Genomic DNA, 23,333 nt, shown 5'->3' on the forward strand with positions numbered 1-23,333 from the left:
AGTGAGCCGGATCGGCCACACGTCGGTGGACGCCCCGGCCGCTTGGGTCTCGATCGGGCAGTGTGGTGCCGTCTGAGCAGGTCTCGGTGCCGACGCACACCGGCAGTCGCATACGACCAAGCGGCACGCGTGCGGCAACGCCGCGAGCAACACCCGACCCGGCGCAGTAGAGCTGCCTCTTCTACCGCCCAGCTGGCGGTCCAGGTCAGGCGGTGTTGGCGGACGCTCTCGTGGTCGAGTGGATCCAGCGCTTGTTGGTGTCGTTGACGTCCTTTTCGACGGAGGTGAGCTCCACCTTGAACGGGATGCCCGGGCGGCCTCCGACCTTGACGAGGAACCTGCCGCGTCCCGGGGGCTCGGCGTCCTGGTTGAGGGTGGGATTCCACGAAGGTGGCGTGGACCAATCGACGATCATGCGCTGTTCGGCGGACGACATGCGCACCACTTCGTTCATCATGGGCATCTCCGCCTGCGGCAGTCCGCCGCAGATCACCATGCCCGCGCGTTCGGCGAAGCCCTTGGCCTTGAGCCGGTCGGCCTGATCCGTCAACGCCAGCAGGTCGGCCATGCTGTGCGTGATCAGCGCCTGGCCCAGGCCGCGCTGCCGGTTGAGGCGGGTGAGGGCGTCGACACGGTCGACCAGACCGCGCCCGGCCCGTAGGACCCGCCACAACTCGTCGAGGACGACGAAGAAGTGCCGCTGGGGCGCCAGGCCCTCATCGGCCAGCGCGTGCGCCGCCTCCACCGCACCGAACCCGTCCGACCAGCATGCCAGCAGGACGGCGGCCTGGAGTTCGGCGTCGGCGTCGTCGATCCCGCTGATGTCGATGCAGACGCCTCCCGGATTGTCCAGTTGGATCGCGGTCGTGGTCTGATGCGCGAACGTCTCCCCCATCGGGCCGTCCAGCATCCCCAGCAGCGAGGCGTGCAACGGGTCCACGGCGGCGCGATAGCGTGCCTCGTCCCCGCGGGCCAGGGTCACCGCGCGAAGCCGCTCCGGCCCCTCATTGATCACCTTGATGAGGTCGGGCAGGACGGGCACGCCGGGATGGCGCTCGTCCAGCACCCGCAGTGCCGCGTTGAGGACGGAGCGCTCGATGTCGGCGATCGGGCTCCCGCGCAGCGTCGTGACCAGCGCGGCGACGATGTTCAGCCGGCGCCCGTGCGCGTCGGCGACCAGCTTGGCCCGGGCCTGCTCCGGAAGCCTGGCCGCCACGGCGGCCGTCGCACCGGGGTCGAGCACGTTCAGCGAACCCAGCCCGCGGCCGAGCTTGATGATCTGCCCGCCCATCGCGCGGATCAGATCGACGTAGTCGGGTTTGAGGTCGCCGAGCACCATCGGGAACACCCCGTACCCGGCCAGCCCCATGACCATCCGGCGGATCAGGGTCGACTTGCCCAGCCCGGGCTTGCCCAGCACCAGGACCGAGGGGTTGTGGATCAGGTTGGCGCGCTGGAACCAGGAGATCGGATCACAGCACAGGGAGGCACCGGAGGTCATCTCACGGCCGAGCGGCACGCCCACCATCGGTGTCCCCGACCCCGCCCCGAACGGCCACAGCCCGCACACCTGAACGGTGGTCCCCCGCCACTCGGGAGGCATCTCCACGTAGGAGGCCCGGCCCCCGCCGCGGTGGCCGAAACCTCTGTGTCCGGGCTTGCGCTCGGCGTCGCCGGTCTTCTCCTTCTTCTTGTTCTTCTTCGCCCTTTTCCTGGGAATCTCCCTGGTCTCCGCCGCGAGTGCCTCGGCATCGATGAGTGGTTCCGGTGAATCGTTCACAGAGAGTCCCTCACCACCCCGGGCACCTGAAGATGATCTGGAAGCACGATGCCCAGTGGCAGGGCGGCCGCGAACGCCGACGCCTGGGATCCGTACATCCGCCGCAACCGCACGCGCGCGGGGGGCGCGAGCGTGTCGACGGCGGCCGCCGCGAGCGGCAGGTCCTCGGCCGAGCGGACGGTGGCGGTGACGAGCATGGTGAACCGGGTCACCCCCGCGCCTCTGGCCTCCTCGAGAGCCGACTGATCGCTCTTGACGACGTCGATCTCGCTCCGGGCGGCGGTGCCGGCGCCGTTCAGACGGAAGCGCGCGTCCTTGCGGTCCCGTTCCACGATGCTCGCGGCGGCGCCCGGATCGTAGGGCCGGTAGAGGAAGGTGACGCGCTTCCGGGCGATGTCGTGGTGCGGGGACACCAGCCCGGTCATCACGCTGGACAGCACCTCGCCGCGAGGCGCCTCCGACATGCCCCAGGTGATGGAATGGCCGCTGTCGTGCACGTAGTGATCCCAGAGTTCCTGCGCCGCGACCGGCCCGGCGTCCTCCCAGCGCGTTTGCTCTCCCTCCGTCGCCTCCACGCCCGACTGGGAGCCCGGGTCGTAGGCCATCCGCACGGCGCGGACGAGTTGGTCGGCGGTCATCGGGCGGGCGGATCCGGCACCGGTCATCTCCAACCTGGAGGTCAGCCCGGGGATGCGCATCCCGATCTCCCGCGCCATCTCCTCCTCGTTACGGCGCTTGCCTCCGGGCCGCGGCAGAGCCGAATAGGTGACGGCGATACGGGTGGAGACCCGTGCGCTCCCCACCGGGTAGTTCCAGACGATCTCTTCGAGGGCCGCCCGAGCGAGATCAGGGGCATTCGGGTCGATGTTGGCCTCCACCTCCTCGCGGAGGCGATGGCCGAGGTCCGGGGCCGTCTCGATGGTCACGCTCGCGCCGACCAGGCCCGGTTCGTAGCCGAGCGCGGCCAGCCAATGCCCCCAGTAGGCGACCCACGTGTCGACCTGCACCTGATCGACCAGCGCCGCCCCGTCGGCGTTGCACTCGAACACCGCCGTGTAGTGCTTGGTGGACGGGGTCACGATCACGGCGAACGGGCGCCCGTAGGAGTCGCGGGCCTCCACCAGCCGGGACTGGGCGAGCAGCCCCGGAAGCCGGTACGAGCCGTGTGGGGTGATGCTCAGCGGACCTGAACGGTAGAGATGCCAGCCCTGGGACCGCCCCCACGACCAGGCGCCCCGGGCCGTCATCGTCTGCAGCGCGGTCCGCCCATGCTTGTCCTGGATCAGCAATGGCACCATGACCAGCGCCAGCACCACGGCGCTGATCAGGCCGAAGAGCGGCGACACCATCATGACGAGGGTGACGATGACCATCCCGACCATAAGGATCATGGTCCCGAGCAGCCCCAGCCGCCCGATCCCCGGAGTGACCGGCTTACGCCAGTTCCCGTAAGTGGGCTCACGATAGTCGGTCGTCATTCAAGCTCACCTCATTCCCTCAGACCGTCTTACTGCCGTCTGGACCGTCGTTGTCGTCATCAAGGATGGAGAAATCCGGTGGAGGAACCTGATATTCGCCAACGTCATAACGTGGGCGAGCGCCAAGAGGAACATCGCTATAGGGATTTCTCCTCACAGAGCTGCCCTCGGGAGTGGGCGGAGCAGGAGGCGTGGTGGGCGCAGTCGGAGGCGTGGGCGTATCAGTGCTACCAGGGGGCCCAGCAGGCGGAGGCTGCGCACCAGTTGGCTGCGTGCCGGGTGAGTGCTGCGCAGTCGTAGGTTGCCCCAAAGGTTGACCCGGAGGACTATTCCTCGGCGCAGCCCCACCAGCCGTAGGGTGCACAGGTTGGCCCGGAGGCTGTGGACCCGGAGGTTGCACGGGGTGGCCCGGAGGCTGTGGGCCCGGAGGTTGTTGCCCGGGAGGTTGTTGGCCCGGAGGATCGCCGACGGACCCGCTGCCACCAGTGGGCCGAAGCCACGGTCGTGGCGGTTTCTCATAACTGGCAGGCACGGGCACATTGCCATTCCTGACGGGCTGAACTCCATTTGGATTGAAAATACTGGCCCCCTTGCCGATATTTACGGCGGTACCACCGAATACCATATGGCCGAGCGTGCGTATGGTGGGAGCGCCGAAGCCTCCCGAATCCGGCAACACGAAGCTGATGAGCCGAGGCGCGTAAAACACCCCACCGATAAGGAGGGCTAGACCGAATAGATGGTCCGGCTCATAATCGGAGGTCAGCTGATACACAGCGGCGGCATCAAGTGTTATAAGGTAAGGCTTGGCCAAGATTATCACGATGATCGCATTTTTTGACCTTCTATAGGCCTGCTCTCCGAATTCGCTGAACCTGGCTGCGGCCAGCGCCGGCTGCAACGCAACCAGGAACGGCAAGAACCCGGCATAAAAGAGCATGACACAGAATTGAACTGCAAGCGCGGGTACGGCAGCCAGCGCGAAAATGCCAAGGAGGGCCGAATAAGCGATGTCCGCATCGCCTCCCCCGAGCCCATCGAGTCCGGCGTCCCAGCCATCCATCCAGTCCCGGCCGCCCGATCTGCCCCGTTGTCCCAGATCCAGAATCCACGCCGAGTAGGATTGGGTGGCTCTGGTCACCAGAAATACTACAACGCCCAACAGGAGGACATTCAGGGCCAGCTCGGAAAAATTGAAGAATGCTTTCCTGAAAGGTGCACCCTTGCGTGTGATGAACACATTGATAGACGCGATGGCAAGTCCAATTGGCACCATGAAGGCGACGAGCCAATTGGCGGCATAGTATCGCACAAAAAAGAGGACTCCGCCATTTTCCCCGCTCATCCGCGGGGCGGTGACCTCACTAACCGACCATTCCAGGACCGTCTGGAACAGTTGCAGCGCCATCAGCACCAACGTCTCGATACCCCACCCCAGACTATCGTCGAGGATGTCATCTACCCCCATATTGACCCCATCTATCAACTAGTGCCGCATGGTTTGAATCGGGTGCATATAGCGCATGGGCCCATCTTAAATGGGGCAACAGGTTGCTAAAACGGCAGAATTTGAAGAACTCTAACGAGCTCGTCGCCCGCCAATCCTGCTCCGCCTACCACGCCGGCTATGAGCAACAAGATCAAGCGTTTGCCATGCTTGCCCGCCTCGCCCCTCTTATGCTTGACCCCCATATCGGCGCCCAAGGCGGTAACTGCCGCTATGAAGGCCAGCCAGAAGAAGAAGTTCAGACCGCTCCTTACGCGCTCCAGTGGGGCAGCGACACCGGGGTTTGGGCGATAGAAAGTTGTCACACTGGGCAAGTCGTCGATAGACGGTGACGGGCTCATAGAAGGCGGAGAAATCGGTCCCGGCGTAGCGGACTCCTGTGGCTCCTCCTCGTCGTCATCCCCCTCGCATACTTCCCTGGCCTGCCCGTTGAGCAAGTCGCAACCGTTGTCGTCGTCCTCCGGCCCCTGCCCGGGAAATTGCACCGCCTCGGTTTCCAGGTCCTCCTGCCAGTCCCCGTTGCTGCGAGCCGTTCTGCAGAACCTTTTTCTCCCATTCGGGTCATCCATCCCGTTCTCGACCAGGCAAACTATGAATCGATAGACCTGATCTCCCGCGCGATCATAACCGTCGATCCCGCGCTCCTCGCAATTGCCGTCCTGATGCGCCATGAAGGAGAATTCCAAGTCATTGGGCCCAGTAACCTGTACGAACGCGGAGTTGCCGTCCTCTGCGGTGTCACACACTTTCACCACGCCCTCGTTGGGCGCCCAGTGCAGCTCGCCGCCTTTGTCGTTTATGTTGCCCACGACATCGGTGCCCTCGGTCGTTGTCACAGTCTCCGGGGCCCAGTCAGGAGCTGCCAGGCCAGTAGTGATCACACGGCGGGGTGCATGAACGACCTGAACGCCGGCAGTGGTGAGTTGTACGGGGCGAACGGGTATCCGTCCGGTCGTCCAGGATCGTTCCACTGGCGAGTGCTCACCCGAGACTTGGCGGACTGCCTCCGGGGCGGGCTGACTTGTAGAGCTGAGCGCGGCCAAGACGAAGCCCAGCGCGAGAAATGCGGCTGACAAGCCGAGTAGGCGCCGCCGTAGCGGCGTTGGGCTGCGACATTGATCTCCGCATGCGTCATGGACGGGCTGGATTCTCATGACAGCGTCGCGACCCGTTCCACGATGAAGTACGCAATCGTGATGATGCCGCCACCGGCGGTGATCACGATGATGCTTGCGACGTGACTGCTCGCTTCACCTCTCTTGTGGTTGACCGACATTCTGGCACCGACAATGAAAAAGCCCACGATACAACAGAGGTACCCACCCCACCGTATCCAGCCGACTATGATCAGGAATACTCCTGCTCTCGGCGGGGCTTGGCTGTCATTAGGAGAGGGAATATTAACGGGAGGGTCGTCTGCCGCACTGAGCGGGACGGTTTCCATGGCTACCTGGGTCAGGTGTGCCGCGTACTGGAAGAATCCGGTCATCCACGAGACCATCAGATCAAGCACGTGCATCCTCCGAAACGATGTGAGTCAGATCTTGAGTCAGCCGCGAATAGGCGGACGGCAACTTGATTTGGTCCGGGGGTGCGCCGAGGCGCAGGGCCTCCACCCACGGAAGCTCCCATACCTGAGGCACGCCTCCGGAAATGAGTTGCAGTAGCTCGTTCAGTGGTTTCGGGCGTTTCCCGGGGGCGTCGGCTATCACGACCAGCCCCAGCAGTCGCACGTTCGGAAGCACGCCCGCGGCCCATTGCCGAGCGGCGGCCTGAGCTGCGCTGAGACCGGAGGCATGGCTGCGCGCGACGAGAAGCACCCGGGAGTGTTCAGGGGGCTCGGGTGTCGGCCAGTACCGTCCGGCGCTCATGCTCTGTGGGATGACAGCGGCCAACGTGGAGGTGCCGGCTCCCCCATGGCATGAAGCCAACCAGAGGTCGGGGCCGGAACCGCTGTAACCGGCCAGCCCCAGCGGACTCGTCGGTGGTGGCGCCAGATGGGCCGGAGTGACTGCATGCGCATGGAACTGCCCGCTTGAAACGCTCCTCTGCTGAGAGGTCCTCGGCCCCGCGTCCGGTGCGTTCGGCAGCCCCGGCGGACCGGATGACCGCTGTGATCGGGCGACGCCCACCGCTTGCATGCCTACGCCCTCCTTCTACAAGAGGATCAGTGGCTGGTCAGGGCTGGACCGTCGCCGAGACGGACACCTCCCGAACGCGGTTCCGGCCCATGCGGTGGACCGTCCGCAAGCCGTTGCGATCGTCAACCGCGTAACAGGCAGGAAAGTGTGGGCAACGGGAAGATGACGCGCCCAGGAACTCGTACCGTCGGTTGGCGCTGGCATCGCACTCACCGGGACGGCGAGAACACGGGGTCATCGCTGGCCGCTTGGAGAATGCCTCGGAGGGACGGCTCAAGGTCGGGACTCGGGCGCGACTGCACCAGTTGGTTAGCGTTCACGGTCTTCATCCGCCGCACGTCCTCGGGAAGCACGCCGGCCAGCCGCCAGCCGGGCAGCAGGCCGGCGACCTCCTCGGGACCGTACTCCGCATCGGAGCGTGCACGGTTGAGGATCAGTGAGATCTTCTCGGCGGAGACCCGGCGGTCCGGCGCGGTGATCGCGGTCAACCACGCGTGAACCGCCTCCAGCGTCACCCGGTCGGGCTCGACCGGCACCAGGATCGCGTCGGCCTCCGGCAGGATCAGGTCCACGAAGGTCGTGTGGTGGGGCTTGGCGACGGGGGTGTCGATGAACACGAAGTCGAACGCGCCGCGCAGGACGGTGACGATCTCCTGGTACAGCGCCGGGCTGATCAAGGCTGGGTCGGCGCTGAGAGGGTCGGGCGGGCCGAGCAGGGCGTGGAGGCCGATCTCCGGTATCCGCGCGAGGTGATGGCGTACCGACTGGGCGGACAGTTCCCCGGGCGCCTGCGGTAGATCCAGGATGGTCGGCGAGGTCAGGTTGAGATATCGCGCCACATCGGCCTGTTGGACGTTGGCGTCCACCACCACGGTCGCTCCGCCGCGCCCGGCCGCCCAGAGCGATCTCGCCGTGTAAAGCGCGAGGTCCACGGTCGTGCTGGTCTTGCCGACACCGCCCTTCGCCGAGGCGATCACGATGACCCTGCCTCGCCTGATCACATCTTGAGCGGGGGCGGTCTTGAACGCGGTCGCCGCCCCATCCTTCGCGGGTGGTGTTTCGGAACGTTCGTGCCCCTTACTGGAGCTCGCCTGGGCCGGGCCGGAAGATGGTGGGTTGGCGTTGGCTGTTTGGGGTCGTGCGCCGGTCTCTATGGCCGGCGGGGCAAGTGCCTTCCAGAGTTGGGGCGGTGGTTCGGGTTGGAGGTCTGGTTGGAGGGCGCCGAGTGTCGTCAGCAGGTCTAACATGCTCATGGGTTCCGCAGATGCGACTACGGCGGGAATGAAGTGGTCGCCGCGTCGGGTGAAGAAGGCGTGGACGAGTACGGTGAACCCGTTCGCCGCCAGTGCGTTGGCCAGGAGGGGGACCTTCGCTTCGGGGAGGTCTTCGTTGAATTGCGGTGCGAAGATGAACGCGGCGGGGGGCGCAACCTTGCCGCTTTTGGACAGGGCGCGTAGTTCGGTGGCGGAGGCGACGTCGAAAACGGCGGGGAACCGCCCCGTGTTGCGGAGTTTGCGCGCGAGGTCCGGGTGTCCCGCCACGACGAGATTCGGCGCAGTAGCCATCACACGTTTCCTCAGCGCTCTGGTGATCGACCGGCCGCGGTCCGGCCGGTTCCACAGAGAAGACAGTGCGGGCAAGCACCGCCACCGCCATTTCCAACAGCACGCACCGGCCCGAAGCCGGCGCCGGGTCGGGCCACTGACGGCTCGGCGTGAGCAGCGGCGGTGTCTCCCGAACCGGCGCCGGTGTCGGGGCGGGCATGTCGACGGCCGTAGAGGCACGGTGGTCGGTGAGACCGCCAGGATGCCGCCTTCGGGCTTCGAGCCCCATCGAGGCGCCCCCTGCCCAGCAGGAAGAGGTCGCGATCGGCCGTGCCCGTGGCTCCGGCGTCCGGAGATCACCCGGTACCTGAGCAGTTCGCCGTCGGCCGTCCCCCACGAGTCGTGCCGCGGCGCCTCCGGAACATCGCCTGGCGGGGCGAGACGCCGAGCCCGCAGAGGCGCTGGAGCGGCCGTGATCGTGCGCTTTCGGTTCACCAGGTTGCCGTACCTGCCCCGTATGCAGGGCCACGGCGTCCAACGTGTGTGAGCTCGTGGGCGGGGGTCGCCTTGGGGGGGAAGAAACATCTGGAGTGATCGCGTCAGGAGCGGTACAGGTGCCGGGATCCTTACTCCCCGACGTGCTCTCGAATCAGTTGTTCGACCGCCTGCTTGCTCTGAGCGATGCGATCCCGGTCGTCGCGGTTCCACCAAGGGGTGAGCCACATCTCGACGGGACGGGCCGTACCCGCCACAACGGCCGCGCGGCCGAAAGGCATGGTCCTGAGCTCTTCGGGATGCAGCGCCTGCTTCCCGTCCTGCTTGCCCACGAGATCGGAGAGCTCGGAGAGGTCCTTGGCAGTACCGGTACCGCCCGAGATGATCCGGATCGTTGCGTTGTCGAACAGGCGTGCGGCGCCGTCCGACCCCCACCTGGCACGCGCTTCCGCCAGCGACGTCAGGTAGGCGTGCACCGTGATGGAGTAGCCACCTGACTCGCCCATGTACACGGGAAGGCCGCCCAGCGGGCAGATGTCGGCCACCTGGTTCAACTCGAAGGTCAGGGGCGGGTCGAGGCGACCGGTCGGCTGCTTCATCGCCACACCGCGAGCCGTTCTGAAGAACTGCTCGACCATCGTGGTGACCACCGGTGCGATCCCCCCGTGGTCGGGCTGGGCCTTGCCGATGAAGTAGATAGTGTTGCGCCCCTTGAGGAAGTCAGGAAAGCTGAACTCCTCACCAGGGGGCGGCGAGCAGTCCTCCAGCACGCTCGGGTGCGAGAAGCAGTGCATGACCTGGATCACGGTGGACCAGATACGCTCGTCGTTCCTGTTGAACTCGAGCTGCGCCGGATATCCCGCGGCGACCCTGCCCTCGCGCTCGCCCTGGCGCAGGATGTCCATCGGCTCGTCCGCGTTGGCCTCGTAGACCCAGCGCATCACGTCCCGGATGGTAAGCCCGCCGATCGCGCCAGCATGCAGGAGGCAGCGGATGATGGTGATCACCCCGCTGAGAGATTGGGACCCCTCTGTCCCGATGTTCAGACCGCTGGACTGGACGAGCGTGCCCGATCTGACCGCGCACACGTTCGGGTCCTCGCACCCCTGCAACGGCGACCAGCGCAACCGGTTCGGCCACCCGGTGAAGTTGAACGGGTCGAACACGTAGACGTCGCCGTACCGCGCCCGCACCATGGCGGTGTGGACGAACGTCTCCCGCCGGGTGGAGGTGACGATGCAAGGGCCCGGCGCGTCGATGGTGAAGGGCGTGACGAAGTGCACGTCCTTTCCCTGCCTCGGCGGCGCGATGACGATCGCCGTGTCTTCGAGCGAGGCGTACAGTTTCCGCCGGGACCTGATGTCCCGCCCGATGTAGAAGCCCACCTCCTCGGGCTTGATATCGCGCGCGGGCCGGTTCGCGGTGGACGGCCGGACCTGCTGCGCCTTGCGAAGGACGGTCCGGGCGCTCAGCAGGTTGCGGACTTCCCAGCCGGACGCGAAGCCCAGGCGCCACCGCCGGACCGGCCGGTGGCGCCGCGCGTTCAGAACCACCCGGACCAGGACGTACATGCCCACCGATGCCAGCGCGAGGAGCACCACCAGGAGGAAGAAGAACACCCAGGCCGACCCCATCGCGGCCGCGGCCACCGGCGGCCACGCAGCGTGCGGATCACCGGGGTTCCGGACGAAATTGACGGCGATCCTCATACAGTCCGACGGGCTCGAATCAGGCCAACCACTGCCCGTGAGCAGGCCGGACAGTTGGCCCGCCAGCCACACCAGGAAACTGAACCCGCCACTCAGCAGGCCGAGTCCGACGCCGATACCGAGAATGAAGACGTACGTGTTGTCATCGTCGTCACTGGCCACGAATATTCCCTCATTTCAACTTCCTCCTGGCCTCGGCCGGCTTCCTGGCCAGGGCTAGCTCTTGTTCTGGGTGAGAACTTCGGAAATCCGCCAGGGATCGCGTTCGGACGACCTGACGAGCCCCATGTAGACCATCCATTTGCTGGGCGTACCGCGCCAACGGTCCCGCCCCGTGGGGATCGTGGTCATCTCCCATTGCCGGTAGGCGACGGTCGGTCCGTCGGACGGGGCCCCGGCCTCCCGCGCGAGTGGCTCGAGCCGAACTACGAGATAGGCCCGGTGCTGCCGCCATTGCTCGGGGATGAACTGCATGGGCTCTGTCTTGATCTTGGTCGTGTAGTCAGGAGTCAGGTAGCGCGCCGCGCGCAGCCTGGCATCTCGCATACCGACATCGATGGTGCTGTCGACCGTGTACATGACGGTCAGGGCGGCCTTCGCCACCGCCGTCGCGTCCTTCTGGTCGATCCGGCGCGGATCTGGGAGACCGCCGGGGATTCGGGGAGTTCCGGATGCGCGAGGACTTCGCGACGGCGAGGGTGCGCCGGCGCCGGTCGTCGAGATAATGCGCTTCTCACCCGGTTCGGGGGGCCGCTCACGGGGCCGCGCCCGCTCGCCTCCGCTACAGCCGGCAACCAGAGCTGCGACCGAGACGGCACAGAGAGCGGAGCGGACTCCGGCCGCCGGTACACCGGTCACATCGCACCTGCGCCAACGCCCGCTCCGGCAGGAGCCATCGCTCGCACCTGGCCTCCCGGCGGCTTCACCCGGATAGCTCCTGTAAAATTCCTCCTGTTGTCAAACGGACTGAATTTGACGTAGTCACGAACCCTCCCCACGACCAGCCAGGTCTGCGGGGCCTCAACAAACCAGCGCTTACCGTTGTACTCGCCATAATAGATGCCCACATGCGAAGCAGGATTATTGAAAAAGACCAGATCCCCGGGGGCCAACTCCTCGCGAGACACTTCGACTCCCCAGTCACCCACGAGCGGCCACATGGAGTACGTCGTATCAGGCGTCACAATTTTTTTATCAGAAGCCTGGTAGACGGCGTACTGCACGAGGCCAGAGCAGTCGAACCCAAAGGAGTCCGCCCCGTCGTATCCTCCGTCCGAGCAGCAGAAGCCGCGACTGGGACCGTTGAGGGTTCCACCACCCCATGAATAATGGACAGGGAGGTTGGGGTACCTTTCCTCAGGTATCGGCGGCGTACCCGGATCCCTCTGCGCATAATATGCGGCAGCCGCAACGATGCGTTGACCGAAGGACCCCGTCCGCCATACGGCGGATCCCACCCCTCCAGCCGTGCAGTCCACACCTGCGTAGTTGGACGGGGCTACCTTGTAATCCCTGCCATAGCGGTTTACGGCCGCCATCACATCGTGCACGTAGGGATTGTTCTGGGGGGTATAGTTCCCGGGATTATAGCGATGGACGGCATTTATTACGTCTTGCGAACTGAGCGCCATCGATGGACTTCTCTTGCCGATGCTTCCCCTGAGGTGTTTGGTCGCGGCGAGGACAGCGTCGCTTGGATCATAACGATCTTTTTTCCCGTCTCCATCTCCGTCAGCCCCGTAGAGAGCCCATGATGATTTAATGAACTGCATGGGGCCGCCCGCGCCCGCGTAGTTCTCGCCGCTGTGAACGCCGGGCAGGGTGGACCTGCCGTGGTTGGTCTCGATCCTGCCGATACCGGCAAGCACATTCCACGGGATATTCTGCCTTTGACCGATTTCCTGGTAAATTTTCAGGTAGTTCTCCGGGATGGCGTCCGCCGCCGCATCCGCCTGCACAACTTCCGGCGTCGTCGTCGTGCCGCCCGAAGCGCACGCCGCTTGCATGATGCCGGAAACGCCGGGAATGACACCCATCATGGCAAGCAGCAATACAACCACAATGAATACCGCGAAACCGGTGACGCCGAACCCGCCGATGCCGATCATCCACAGAGAAGTTCTTCTCGTCGCCACAGCGCGTCACTCCTGACCACGCGGCTGCTCGGGATCAGCAACATGGCACTGTATCGACGGCTCGGCTTCACACTCGATCAGCGCTCTCCGATATTGCGCCATTACCGCGCCCCCTGGCCTCTCGCTGTCTTCACCCGAAACAATGCAATGGAACTCACCCTGGCCGGCGGCGCGGCCACAGGGGCGAGCGTGGCGAGGTGCATGGGCGACGGTGCCGGCATGTTCACCTCCTGCAATGCCTAGAGAAGACAGTGCGGTCACCGCCCGGACGCGCAAGTTCCTTCCGGTTGCTTGCTCGACTATCGGTCGGCGGCGGTGCCTGATGGGGTTTCGGCCCCCGGGAGTGACGCGCCCCGCCTATCAGGTGACGCGCCTTCCATCCCGCTGAGCCGCTGGTCAAGTGGCCTCCCGGGTGACGTCGTCTCGTCCGTACTGCGGGATGATCGCGGACGGGTGTGCCGGTGGTCGGACGCCTGGGCCGCTGACAGGCGGTCCCGGTTGGCCCCAACGTCATGACAGCCGGGCGAGGTGTCCGGCGTGGGGATGCGTCACCGTTGCGGGACGACCGCAGGTGGTGGCGCATCACCGCCTCTACGCCGCCAACGCGGGCGTCCACCAGATGACGGCCACAGGGCCGAACAACGCCGCGGGGCCGCGTCGGCAGGCCCAGCGCCCCGGGGAGCCCGCGCGACTCTGGGCACGGCGCACGACTTTGAACAACGGCGGGTCTACGGCGCTGGTCTCTTCGAGCGCCTCAGTGGGTTTCCGGTAGAGCCGTCGCCGACCGGGACACCGAGAACCTGGTCGTGATCGCCGACCGCAACCGCCACGTCCCCGTCCGCCGCCTCGCCCCCCCCCGTGAGGTCACCGACGCCGTCCGCGCCGCCGTCAAGCACCACCACGACATGCGCGTCCACGAACTTGTCCTCATCGAGCCGGGCCGCCTGCCCCGCACCAGCAGCGGCGTCGGCAGGAGCGGCGGACGTGTGCATTACATCGCGGCACTTGCCGGGGGTCTCGGCCATCCAGGGCATCGCCCTGGCCGGCACGGCGCCAGAGGCGTTCCTGGGCCGGTGGGGCAGCCCCGCCGTGTTCCCGCGACCGCACCGGCCACGGTGCGGTCGCGGGGCTGCCGGGACGGCGGACACCCGCCAGGCTTGTCATGGAGGTTGTTGCTGCCGTCTGGACGTGATTGGGGTGCCTCAGAGAGGCTTTCCGAACTCGCGGCTACGGAGCTATCGGATCAGTCGGACGTGTCGAGCTCAGTGGGATTCACGCAGAGGCACTCTACGGCGCCCTCTCGCGCAGCCGCCGGGAGTTGTTCCAACGCCGCACCGAGGAGTTCCTGGCGGGTCTTGTATCCCTCCAATTGCAGGGAGTCGTGGTAATGCCGCCGGTCCTTGGCGTCAACCGAGATGACGACGGCGTGCTTCGTGCCCTCCAGCTCATTGGGGTGGACGTTGAGAAAGCTCAGCCACTCCGTCTCCCTCACCGGCCCGCCACGCAGTTTCTCCAGCTCGGACACGGCGGCATGGATGGCTTCCGGCCCGCTGTAGCCGTCCCCATCGATGAGGAACTCGTGTGTCTTCTTCGTCCCATCGGACTTGCGGACGATCGTCGCGATCACCAGGAGTTGGAGCGTGCGTTCGTCTGCCATGATGCGTCCTCCGCGTGGTCATCGCACGTTGGTCTGGTGCCGCCGGCCGCAGGAAGCGGCTAACGAGGACAGTCAGGGGCTGCCGAGAGAAGGCAACAGAGGTGCCCGTCACGTCCGGCCGGCGCCGACACCGGCCTCGATCCCAAGCCGCTCGAACACGGTGGTTCGCCATCGGGTTGCGGCTGCTGCGTTACTCCGGACTGTCCGTCTCTGGAACAACAGCACAACCGAATCGCGGTCCACGCGGGCCGCATACCGAATCGCCCGTCTGCAGGAGCGGACGGGCATCCTCGCCACCGCCTGCGCCAAAGGAGTCGCCGACGACACAGCGAGGAAGCAACAGCAGTGATCGTGTTGGGTGCCCGCCACGGTGTTCGGGGCGGGAGCCACCTGATACGAGCTGCCCTAATCGAGGGTCCGGCAACTGCCGGACCCTCCCTGGTCCCTGATCAACGTGAAGAACGGCCGAGGGATCACTCGCCGAACATGTGGAATGCATCGAGTCGAGAGAGGGATGGCCTCGACCTGCGGGCTGTTGATCGTGGCGCGGTACTCCACCGCTGGCGTCCGCGTCGGGCCTCGGGCCACCTCAGCCTGCGTGGACGGTCTGTGTTCGGTTTCGTCCGCTTGTTGTGGCGGTTCGGGGCCGGTCCGGGCTGTAGAAGCGGCCGGGTCCTGGCCGGTCGATCACCAGAGCGCTGAGGAATTCGTGTGATGGCTACTGCGCCGTACCTCGTCGTGGCGGGGCACCTGGACCTCGCGCGCAAGCTCCGCGACACTGGACGGTTTCCCGCCGTGTTCGACGTCGCCTCCGCCACCCAGCTCCGCGACCTGTCCAGAAGCCGCAAAGTCGACCCCCCGGCGGCGTTCATCTTCGCGCCCGAGTTCGACGAGGACCTCCCCAACGCGGGGGTCCCCCTCCTGGCCGACGGCCTGGCGGCCAGCGGATACACCGTCCTCGTCCACGCCTTCTACACCCAGCGCGGCGACACCTTCGACCCACGAGTCCACACGACCGCGCAACCGATGAGCATGGCGGACCTGCTCACCACCCTCGGCGCCCTCCACCCCGACCTCCCCGCACACCACCAGGCGGACCTCCAACCCGAGCCACCACCCGAACCGTGGGGCATACCCGCACCAACACAGGCCCCAGTTGACCAGCCGGTCCTGTCCGCCCCATCTGCCCCGGCCGCTTCGCCTGCCCCACCTGCTCAGCCCGCCCCAGTGGCCCAGGCCGCCATCGAGCCCAGGCAACCGCCGCCCGAACCGGTCCAGGAGAAACAGCGCAAGGACCAGGAAACGCCGGAAACACCACCCGGGTACGGGGAGTTGTCGATCGACCACCGGGGCAATGGTTCGGTCACCTACCGGGCCGTGCACGAGGAGTCGGGCACCGTGGTCGCCCTCCGGGTACGGCTCGACGGCGCGGAGACCCCGCCGGACGAGTGGGCCGCCTTGGAACGCGCCTCCCGCGGCGACCACGTCGTCACCGTGCTCGAGGGCGGCCGCACCGCGACCGGACGGTGGTACACGGCGTCGGTCCACTGCCCCGGAGGCGTCCACGCACCGGGACAGCCTCTGCCGATCCGGGACGCGGTCGAGATCGCAGTGTCGGTGGGGAAGGGCCTGCAGGCACTACACGATGAGGGGCTGGTCCACGGCGACCTCACCCCCGGCCGCGTTCTGCGGGGCGCCGAGGGGCCGCTGCTGACGGGTGCGGCCACCCTGCGGGGACTGGCGGCGCATTCCGCGCCGGGTGTGCTGGAACCGGTGGATCTGGACCGCGTCGATCCCGGTTTCGCGTGCCCCGAGGTGCTGCGGCGGCAGGCTCAGACGGCGGCGTCCGATGTGTACGGGCTCGGTGCGACCTTGTGGGCCCTGCTGGCCGGGCACGCTCCGTTCGCCGCCGACGACCGGATGCTGGAGGAGTCGGTGCCGCGGGTGCCGCGCGACGACGTGCCCACGTGGCTCGTCGACGCCCTGGCCCAGGCGATGGCGAGCGAGCCCGCCGACCGGTTCCCGACGGCGCGGGCGTTCACCGACGCGTTGGAGGAGGGACTCCGCGACGTCCCCGCGCCGGCCGAGCCTGAGGCCTCCACCGGCTGGGAGCAGTTGCCGGGCTGGTTGTGGGGGGAACCGGAGTCAGAGCCCCGGCACGAGACCGAGCAGGGGCACCAGACCGAGCCCCGGCACGAGACCATCCAGCCTCAGGAGACCGAGAACGAGGCTCGGCGCGAGACCATCCCGCAGCGCGAGATCGTCCGGCGGCTGGAGGCGGGACGGCCCTCGCCCGCGAGGCCGTCGCGCCGTCGTCCCGCAGCGCTGATGGCAGCCGTGGCGACGCTCGTGCTCGCGGGTGCGGGGATCGGCGTGACCGGGCTGCTGTCCGGATCCGAACCGGATGAGCCGCCCCCGCAGGCGGTGCGCCCGCCGGTGCCCTCGTCCACTCCGACGGCGGTGCGGACGGTGAAGGAGTTCGTGCCCGAGCAGGTGCGGATCGTGGACGGCCGGGTCTCGATCGAGGTCACCTGGAAGGACGGCAGCGGGGGCAAGGCCTCGCACTACGTGGTCGGCGGGCCGACGGGGCGCACGCCGTCCACCTTGGCCAGCGCGCCCCCCGGGACCGCGAAGCTCGTGGTGGCCGCGCTGAACCCGGGCGTGGACTACTGCTTGACGGTGGTCGCCGTGGTGGACGTCGACCGGGTCGCCCACGCCGAGCCCGTCTGCACGCGTCGCGTCAAGCGGGACGGCTGAGCCGACCACAGCAGCGCACGCGGGTCCCACCACCATGACAGGCGGCGCAGGGGTGATCGGGAGCACCGTAGTGCGGTGGCCAGGGTGCGAACCTGCGCGACGGCGAACACGGCGTTCTTGGGTGTGACCGTGCCCCCGAAGCCGGCCGCGTTCACCAGTGCGCCCAGCCTGCGCAGCCGTTCGGGGTCGGTCCCCGGCACCTCCCGCGCGAGGCACGCCGTGAGGTCGGCGGCCGTGGCGGACGCGGGAACGGGCAGGCTCGCGAGCCGCATCGCCACCAGCAGCTCGGTCCAGGCCGCCAGGACACGGTCGGTTGCGGTCCCCCGGCGCAGCCGGCGAATCCGCGTCAGCCGCAGCAACGGGATTCCGACCAGGAGAAGCGCCGGGAGGGCGAGCAGGAGCGTCCAGCGTCCGTCCGACTCCGGCGGGCCTGCGCCCGCGTCGCTGCTGGCGGCGGCATCGCGGGCGTCGCCGTCGCGGTGGGTCCCCTCGCCTTTGGCCGGCTCGCTGATGCGCGGTCGTGGGGACGACTTCGAGCGGTCTCGCGGGTTGGGGTCGTAGGGCACCCAGCCCAGGCCGTCGAAGTAGATCTCCCCCCAGGCCACCGCGTCGCCGGTGCGGACGACCCGTTCGCCGTCGCCGCCGCCGGGCCCGAACCCGACCACCACCCGGCTCGGCAGCCCGGCCGCCCGAGCCAGCACGGCGAACGCGCTGGCGAACTGCTCGGAGGTGGCGCCGCCGCCCTTCCGGCCCGGCGGTATCAGCAGATCCGCGAGTTCGGCGTACCCGTGCCCTCCCGGGGCGCCCGGCTCGAAGGTGTAGGAGTCGCGCAGGTACTCGGCGAGACGGGACGCGCGCCGGTGCGGGGTGCCGTCCCCGGCGGCCGAGCGGGCGATCTCGGCCAGCCGCGGGGGCGCGCCGGGCGGCAACCGGAGGTAGCGCTCGTGCCCGTTCGCGGAGGCGGCTCTGGCTCCGGACGCCTGTCGGCCGCTCCAGTCGGGGACCATCCCGGCCGCGGTGTACGCGCGTCCGGTCACCGGGCCGTCGGAGGACAGCAGCGTGCCGGACGCCGCGTCGTGGCCGACCGCGATCCCGTCGATCCGGGTGGGGATGCCGGGGACCGGAACCCAGTCGCCGGGCAGGTTCCGGACCGAGACCCGCACGGTGGTCCGCGACGTGTGCGGGGGTACCTCCTGCTCGGCGGACGGCAGGGCGGGCCCGGCGGGGCGGTACGTGCTGTCGGGCAGCCAGGTGGGGCCGGTGAACTCGGCGAGCGCGACCCAGCGCAGGCTCGCCCGCGGTCCCGACACGTTCAGCAAGGGCACGTCGGGCTCGGCGGCCCATGCCGACAGGTAGGCCAGCGGGTTGCGCACGTCACGCGGCCGTTCGGGAGCGGCACCGTCCGTGCGCGGGTCGGCCGCCCGTACGGGCCACCCCTCCAGCACGCCGGGCGCGGCGACCGCGGCGGCGGCGCCGGGAAGAGTCACCGCGCAGGCGATCGAAACGGCCGCCGCACCGGTGCGGGGAAACGGGCGGCGCGGGGCGGGCGCGGGTTCCGGGTCCGGGATCCGCACGGTGATCCCGGCGTGGGCGGTGTCCGGACGGGCCTGTGGAGCGGCGGTCAGGAGCAGGGCGGCGGCGACGGAGAGGAGCGCGGCCGACCGGTAGCCGGGCCCGGACGCCTCCGGGTTGAGCGCGGCGGCCCCGCACAGGAGTACCGCGCCGGGCAGCAGTGCCGGCAGGGCCCGGCCGTCGCGGTGCAGGACCGTCGCGATCGCGCCGGCGAGCCAGACCGCCAGCACGGGGAAGGCCAGCAGGTCCACGGTCACCGGAGCCTGCGGCGCGGTGGTCAGGATCCGGGCGCCGGAGTGCAGCGCCGCGTCCAGCGCCGCGGGCACCGGCTCCCTGACCGGTCCGGGCGACCAGGCGGCCAGCGCGACCAGCCAGCCGGAGGCCACGGGCAGTCCCGCCGGTACCGCGGCCGGGCCCAGCCCGCGCAGCAGGCGGTGCGCCAGCGAGGTCACCGCCACGGCGACGGCGCCGGTGACGGCCAGCACGGCGATCACCGGCGACGGCCGGTCGTACCCGGCGGCCAGCAGCGGTGCCGACGCGGCGGCGGCCAGCGCGACCGCGGCCGACGACAGGGCGGCGCGGGCGCGGCTCACCGGATCCACCAGCGGCTCTCGTTCCACCGTGCGGCGAACGCCGCCGGATCGGGCGCGCGCAGCAGCCTCACCCCGGGCGGCGGCACGGGACCGCTGTCGCCATCGTCTCCGATCACGCCGACCAGCGAGACGGTGCGGCGCGCGGCCAGCGCCTGCAGCGCGGCGACCGTGTCCTCCGCCGCCGAACCGGCGGCCAGCAGCACGACCACGCGCCCGGACGGGGCGGAGCGCAGCCCGGCGCAGGCGGCCGGGAAGTCCGCGCCGGGACGGGCCGTCGCCTCGGCGAGCACGTCCAGGTGCGCGGTGGCGCCCGCGGTCCCGGGCGAGCGCCGCCCACCGGCCAGCCGCAGTTCAACGGGCACCTCCGGCGCGGACCGCACGATCGAGGCCGCCACCTCGGCCAGCGCATCGAGCTCGGCGGGGCCGTGCCGGTCATCGACCAGCACCGTCAGACCCGGGCTGGTGGAGTCGGCGTGCTCGCGCACCATCAGGCGCCCGCGGCGCGCGGAGGTGCGCCAGTGGATCTGGCGGACGTCGTCCCCTGGCGCGTGCTCGCGCAGCCCCGCGAAGGCCCCCTCGCCCGCGCGGACCGCCGCCGAGGAGCCGTCGCGGCCACCGGCACCGGCCGCGGGCACGGCGGCCAGGTCGTGGTGGCGAGGATGCACCAGCACCCGCACCGCCGCGTCGTCGGCCTGCCGGGACGCTCGCACGATGCCCAGCGGATCGGTGCGGACCAGACTGAGGGGGCCCGCCTCCACCACGCCGCGGCGCTCGGCCGACAGCTCGTAGCGGATCCGGGCGCGGGCGGGGCCCAGCGGGACGGTGACCGTGCCCGTCGGGCCGGTGACGCGTTCGGCGGCGAGCGCGCGGTCCTCCTCCAGGTCCAGGACGACGGTCACCGCCTCACCTGCGACGGCCCTGGAGGCCGTGACGCGCCGCCGCACCCCGACGGCGCCCGGACGCCCGGCCAGGGCCATGGCCAGCGCGAACGTGGGGAACACCAGAGCGCCCAGGGCACCCGGAGCCAGATGGCCCGAACCGAGGCCACCGCCGCACAGGACCGCGCCCCCGGCCAGCAGCCACCAGCCGCGCCGGGTCGGACGGGGCATGCCGCCTGCCACGTCCCTAGCGCCGGTTCTCGTGCGGCCCCGGCACCGGCACCTCGGCCAGCAACCCCTCCAGCAACTCCCGGGCCTCCTCCGCGGTGGCCGCGCCCGACAGCGGCACCAGCCTGTGCCCCCACACCGGAACGGCCAGGGCCTTGACGTCGTCGGGCGTGACGAAGCCGCGGCCGTCGGCGAGCGCGTACATGCGCGCCGCCCGGCACAGCGCCATCGACGCTCGCATCGACACCCCCGCCCGCAGCCGCGCGTGCCGCCGCGTCCCCTGCGCCAGCCGCAGGACGTACTCGTACACCGGATCGGCGAACACCACCCGGCCGGCCGCGGCGCCCAGCCGCTTCAGCTCCGCACCGTCCAGCACAGGGGCCAGGTCCTCGGGCGCGGCCAGCGACGAACCGCGCATCAGCGACAGCTCCGCCTCTTCCCCCGGATAGCCCAGCGACAGCCGCATCAAGAACCGGTCCAGCTGCGCCTCCGGCAGCGGGAACGTCCCCTCCAGATCGACCGGGTTCTGCGTCGCCACCACCAGGAACGGGCGGGGCACCGGATGCGCGGTGCCGTCCACGGTGACCTGCTCCTCTTGCATCACCTCCAGCAGCGCCGACTGCGTCTTGGGGGAAGTCCGGTTCACCTCGTCCACGATGACGACGTTGGCGAAGACCGGGCCGGGATGGAACTCGAACTCCCGGCTCCGCTCGTTGAAGATCGTCACCCCGGTGATGTCGGAGGGCAGCAGGTCGGGCGTGCACTGCACCCGGCGCGCCGTCCCGCCGGTCACCGCAGCCAGCGCACGCGCCAGCGTGGTCTTGCCCATGCCCGGCAGATCCTCCAGCAGCACGTGCCCGCCCGCGGCGAACGCGGTGAGGATCAGCCGAACCGTCGCTGGATCGCAGCGCGCCGCCGTCTCGATCGCCGCCGCCGCCCGATCGAAGGCATCGGCCGCCAGGACCGCCTCCTCGCCGCCGATCGCGGGGGACGCGGTGGTCGTGGTGCTCACGCCATTCCTCTCTAGCCGCAGTTGGCCCAGCCGGCCGACGTGCTCGCACCCGCCGCACCGCCCGAATAGCGGACGCAGACACCGGGCGCGTTGACGTACACCGGCCCGGCGTAGTACTTGAACGTGCCGCTGTCCCTCGCGACCTCTCCGCCCCTCTGCTCCTCCAGCCGGATCCACACGTTGGTGCCCTTGCCGACATCGGCGGTCTTCATCGTGACCGCGCAGTTGTTCCTGCTCTTCGCGCTGTAAAGCTGGTAGATCCGCCCGCCCTTGAACGGCGAGGACCGCTGCACCTTGTAACCGCCGGTCGAACTCGCGTTGCACACCTGCTCCGGCGTGTACGGGTTGCGCGCGGGGGGCGGGGGCTTTGGCTTCGGCTTCGGCTTGGACGTGGTCGGCTCCGGCGTCGGTCGGCGCGACGGCGACTCGGTGTCCGAAGGCCGCGTACCGGGCCTGTCCGGCGCGCTCGGCGCCGAACCACCGGACGGCACGGACCCCCCGGGCGCGGGCCGCTCGGGCTCAGGTCTCCCGGGCGCCACGGGCTCCGGCGAGGCCGCATCGGCAGGCGTCTCGTCACGCTCGTCGGGTGCCCCACCGTCCTCGCGCGGGGGAAGCAGATCGGGCGGATCCGGGAAGATCGAATCGAGGGGCGGCGCGGCCACCGGAGGCGGGCCGTCCCATCCCGACCGCGGCGGGGCCGGTCCGTCGCCGCTCCGATCCGGGCCGTGCGGATACTTGCCGACCGTGCGGGCCCGGCCGTCGGGGCCGACGACCTGGGCGTCCGCGCTCCCGGGCGCGTTGACGAACAGGTTGCCCTCGCGGACCTGCAACTCCAGATCGCCCCGCCCGGCCGGCATGCTGAGCACGCCGCTCTGCCGCCCGGCCGGCTCGTACACCCGCACCTGCCCGGTCTCCCGCACCGGCACGTACACCTTCCCCGCGAACGGCACCGCGGGCTCCTGGACGGGCTCGCGCAGCGGAAACGACAGGACCGGACCGCCCTGACGCACATCGCCCAGCGTGACCACCGCACCCGCGGCGGGCACGGTGACCGCGGCCAGCGGCCCATGGGTGCGCTCGGGCACCATCGCGCCCGCGAGCGGCACCGGCGCCGTGATGCGGCGCGTACCGTCACCCGTCGCGACCACCAGATCCCGCCCGCCGCGGTCCACCACGAGCGCGCCCTGATCCAGCACCGTCAGCACGAGATCGCGGCCGGGCTCGGCGACCTCGGCGGTACGGGCCACGGCGGCCCCCTCGCCGGTGACCTTCACCGCGACGACCGTGCCCTGCCGCGGCACCGCCACCCACAGCAGACCGGCGCCGTCGAACTCGCCACCGGCCAGCGGCCCGGGCAGCCGCAGAACCGGCCCCACCGGCCGCAGGGTGGCCGGATCCACCGCGCGCACCTCGCCGGATGTGCGCTCGATCACCGCGGCGGCGGTACCGGCCATCACCAGGTGCGGGTCACCGCGGGTACCGACGTCCAGCCGTCCCGAGAACCCCAGGCCGGCCAGATCGAGCGACGACACCCGCCCGGTGTCCAGGTCGTGGATCAGCAGATGCCGGTCGTTCTGCGTGACCCGGACCCGGTGGCCGCGCGCATCGGTCACCTCGCGGCGCCGCTCGACCCGGCCATCGTCCGGATTGACCCGGGCCACCTCGCCCGCCGTCCGGCTCCACAGCCACGCCCTGCCGTCAGAGGCCGCGGTGGCGTGACCGATCCGGCCGCCGCCGAGCAGGGTCGCCAGCAGAGCCAGGGTGACCAGCACGGCCGCCGCCCAGCCGCCGACCCGCGTCCTGGCCGTCGCCGCCCTCGTTCCCCGCCCCTTCACAGACACCCCTTC

General features: G+C 69.2%; 17 protein-coding genes. 1 reads left to right on the forward strand and 16 read right to left on the reverse strand.

Annotation, left to right across the window (positions count from 1 at the left end):
• Window positions 1–205 precede the first annotated feature (205 nt).
• The 12 genes from ACZ466_RS08875 to ACZ466_RS08930 all read right to left on the reverse strand — a co-directional run bounded on the left by ACZ466_RS08875 (window position 206) and on the right by ACZ466_RS08930 (window position 14,446).
• Window positions 206–1,780, reverse strand: a complete 1,575-nt coding sequence (locus tag ACZ466_RS08875; RefSeq protein ID WP_378286467.1) for an ATP/GTP-binding protein — start codon at window positions 1,778–1,780, stop codon at window positions 206–208.
• Window positions 1,777–3,258, reverse strand: coding sequence for an SCO6880 family protein (locus ACZ466_RS08880; RefSeq protein ID WP_378286468.1), 1,482 nt, complete (start codon window positions 3,256–3,258; stop codon window positions 1,777–1,779). Before ACZ466_RS08880 ends, ACZ466_RS08875 begins: the two co-directional genes overlap by 4 nt.
• 19 nt (window positions 3,259–3,277) lie before the next feature.
• Window positions 3,278–4,726: a hypothetical protein gene (locus ACZ466_RS08885; protein WP_464043158.1), complete on the reverse strand. Its 1,449-nt coding sequence runs from the start codon at window positions 4,724–4,726 to the stop codon at window positions 3,278–3,280.
• 86 nt (window positions 4,727–4,812) lie between these two features.
• Complete coding sequence (locus ACZ466_RS08890) at window positions 4,813–5,601, reverse strand: hypothetical protein (RefSeq protein WP_378286470.1); 789 nt, start codon at window positions 5,599–5,601, stop codon at window positions 4,813–4,815.
• A gap of 314 nt (window positions 5,602–5,915) precedes the next feature.
• Window positions 5,916–6,278: a hypothetical protein gene (locus tag ACZ466_RS08895; protein ID WP_378286472.1), complete on the reverse strand. Its 363-nt coding sequence runs from the start codon at window positions 6,276–6,278 to the stop codon at window positions 5,916–5,918.
• Entirely contained in the window at window positions 6,271–6,906 is a 636-nt protein-coding gene (locus tag ACZ466_RS08900; RefSeq protein WP_378286474.1) for a DUF6668 family protein, read from the reverse strand. The genes ACZ466_RS08895 and ACZ466_RS08900 overlap by 8 nt, the downstream gene beginning before the upstream one ends.
• Window positions 6,907–7,115: 209 nt before the next feature.
• Entirely contained in the window at window positions 7,116–8,471 is a 1,356-nt protein-coding gene (locus ACZ466_RS08905; protein WP_378286475.1) for an AAA family ATPase, read from the reverse strand.
• Window positions 8,472–9,076: 605 nt separating this feature from the next.
• Window positions 9,077–10,816 (reverse strand): type IV secretory system conjugative DNA transfer family protein, encoded by a 1,740-nt coding sequence (locus ACZ466_RS08910; RefSeq protein ID WP_378286476.1) that lies wholly within the window; start codon window positions 10,814–10,816, stop codon window positions 9,077–9,079.
• A 54-nt stretch (window positions 10,817–10,870) separates the two neighbouring features.
• Entirely contained in the window at window positions 10,871–11,257 is a 387-nt protein-coding gene (locus ACZ466_RS08915) for a hypothetical protein (protein ID WP_378286477.1), read from the reverse strand.
• Between the two features lie 251 nt (window positions 11,258–11,508).
• A complete protein-coding gene (locus ACZ466_RS08920; RefSeq protein ID WP_378286478.1) occupies window positions 11,509–12,762 on the reverse strand; it encodes a C40 family peptidase in 1,254 nt (417 codons plus the stop codon).
• Window positions 12,763–13,517: 755 nt separating this feature from the next.
• Window positions 13,518–13,814, reverse strand: coding sequence for a hypothetical protein (locus tag ACZ466_RS08925; RefSeq protein ID WP_378286479.1), 297 nt, complete (start codon window positions 13,812–13,814; stop codon window positions 13,518–13,520).
• A gap of 218 nt (window positions 13,815–14,032) precedes the next feature.
• Window positions 14,033–14,446, reverse strand: coding sequence for a hypothetical protein (locus ACZ466_RS08930; protein ID WP_378286480.1), 414 nt, complete (start codon window positions 14,444–14,446; stop codon window positions 14,033–14,035).
• 714 nt (window positions 14,447–15,160) lie between these two features.
• Here ACZ466_RS08930 and ACZ466_RS08935 point away from each other — a divergent pair.
• Window positions 15,161–17,203 carry a serine/threonine protein kinase gene (locus ACZ466_RS08935; RefSeq protein WP_378286481.1) on the forward strand — a complete coding sequence of 681 codons (2,043 nt, stop codon included), beginning with the start codon at window positions 15,161–15,163 and terminating at the stop codon, window positions 17,201–17,203.
• Here ACZ466_RS08935 and ACZ466_RS08940 read toward each other — a convergent pair.
• The 4 genes from ACZ466_RS08940 to ACZ466_RS08955 are packed head-to-tail and all read right to left on the reverse strand — an operon-like array spanning window position 17,113 to window position 23,321.
• Complete coding sequence (locus tag ACZ466_RS08940) at window positions 17,113–19,377, reverse strand: transglutaminase-like domain-containing protein (RefSeq protein ID WP_378286482.1); 2,265 nt, start codon at window positions 19,375–19,377, stop codon at window positions 17,113–17,115. The genes ACZ466_RS08935 and ACZ466_RS08940 overlap by 91 nt on opposite strands.
• Window positions 19,365–20,477 carry a DUF58 domain-containing protein gene (locus ACZ466_RS08945; RefSeq protein WP_378286483.1) on the reverse strand — a complete coding sequence of 371 codons (1,113 nt, stop codon included), beginning with the start codon at window positions 20,475–20,477 and terminating at the stop codon, window positions 19,365–19,367. Before ACZ466_RS08945 ends, ACZ466_RS08940 begins: the two co-directional genes overlap by 13 nt.
• A gap of 16 nt (window positions 20,478–20,493) precedes the next feature.
• The gene (locus ACZ466_RS08950; protein ID WP_378286484.1) at window positions 20,494–21,486 is read right to left on the reverse strand and encodes an AAA family ATPase; all 993 of its coding nucleotides are present in this window, start codon (window positions 21,484–21,486) and stop codon (window positions 20,494–20,496) included.
• An 11-nt stretch (window positions 21,487–21,497) separates the two neighbouring features.
• On the reverse strand, window positions 21,498–23,321 hold the full coding sequence (locus ACZ466_RS08955) for a YncE family protein (RefSeq protein ID WP_378286485.1): 1,824 nt from the start codon (window positions 23,319–23,321) through the stop codon (window positions 21,498–21,500).
• Window positions 23,322–23,333: the final 12 nt, after the last annotated feature.

It is taken from the genome of Actinomadura rugatobispora, from assembly GCF_055379765.1.

Coding starts and splice junctions, on each gene's coding strand:
- ACZ466_RS08880 (WP_378286468.1), bottom strand. CDS start 3,258: ATGACGACCGACTATCGTGAGCCCACTTACGGGAACTGGCGTAAGCCG.
- ACZ466_RS08925 (WP_378286479.1), bottom strand. CDS start 13,814: ATGGCCGAGACCCCCGGCAAGTGCCGCGATGTAATGCACACGTCCGCC.
- ACZ466_RS08935 (WP_378286481.1), top strand. CDS start 15,161: ATGGCTACTGCGCCGTACCTCGTCGTGGCGGGGCACCTGGACCTCGCG.
- ACZ466_RS08930 (WP_378286480.1), bottom strand. CDS start 14,446: ATGGCAGACGAACGCACGCTCCAACTCCTGGTGATCGCGACGATCGTC.
- ACZ466_RS08920 (WP_378286478.1), bottom strand. CDS start 12,762: ATGATCGGCATCGGCGGGTTCGGCGTCACCGGTTTCGCGGTATTCATT.
- ACZ466_RS08905 (WP_378286475.1), bottom strand. CDS start 8,471: ATGGCTACTGCGCCGAATCTCGTCGTGGCGGGACACCCGGACCTCGCG.
- ACZ466_RS08885 (WP_464043158.1), bottom strand. CDS start 4,726: ATGGGGGTAGATGACATCCTCGACGATAGTCTGGGGTGGGGTATCGAG.
- ACZ466_RS08900 (WP_378286474.1), bottom strand. CDS start 6,906: ATGCAAGCGGTGGGCGTCGCCCGATCACAGCGGTCATCCGGTCCGCCG.
- ACZ466_RS08945 (WP_378286483.1), bottom strand. CDS start 20,477: ATGCCCCGTCCGACCCGGCGCGGCTGGTGGCTGCTGGCCGGGGGCGCG.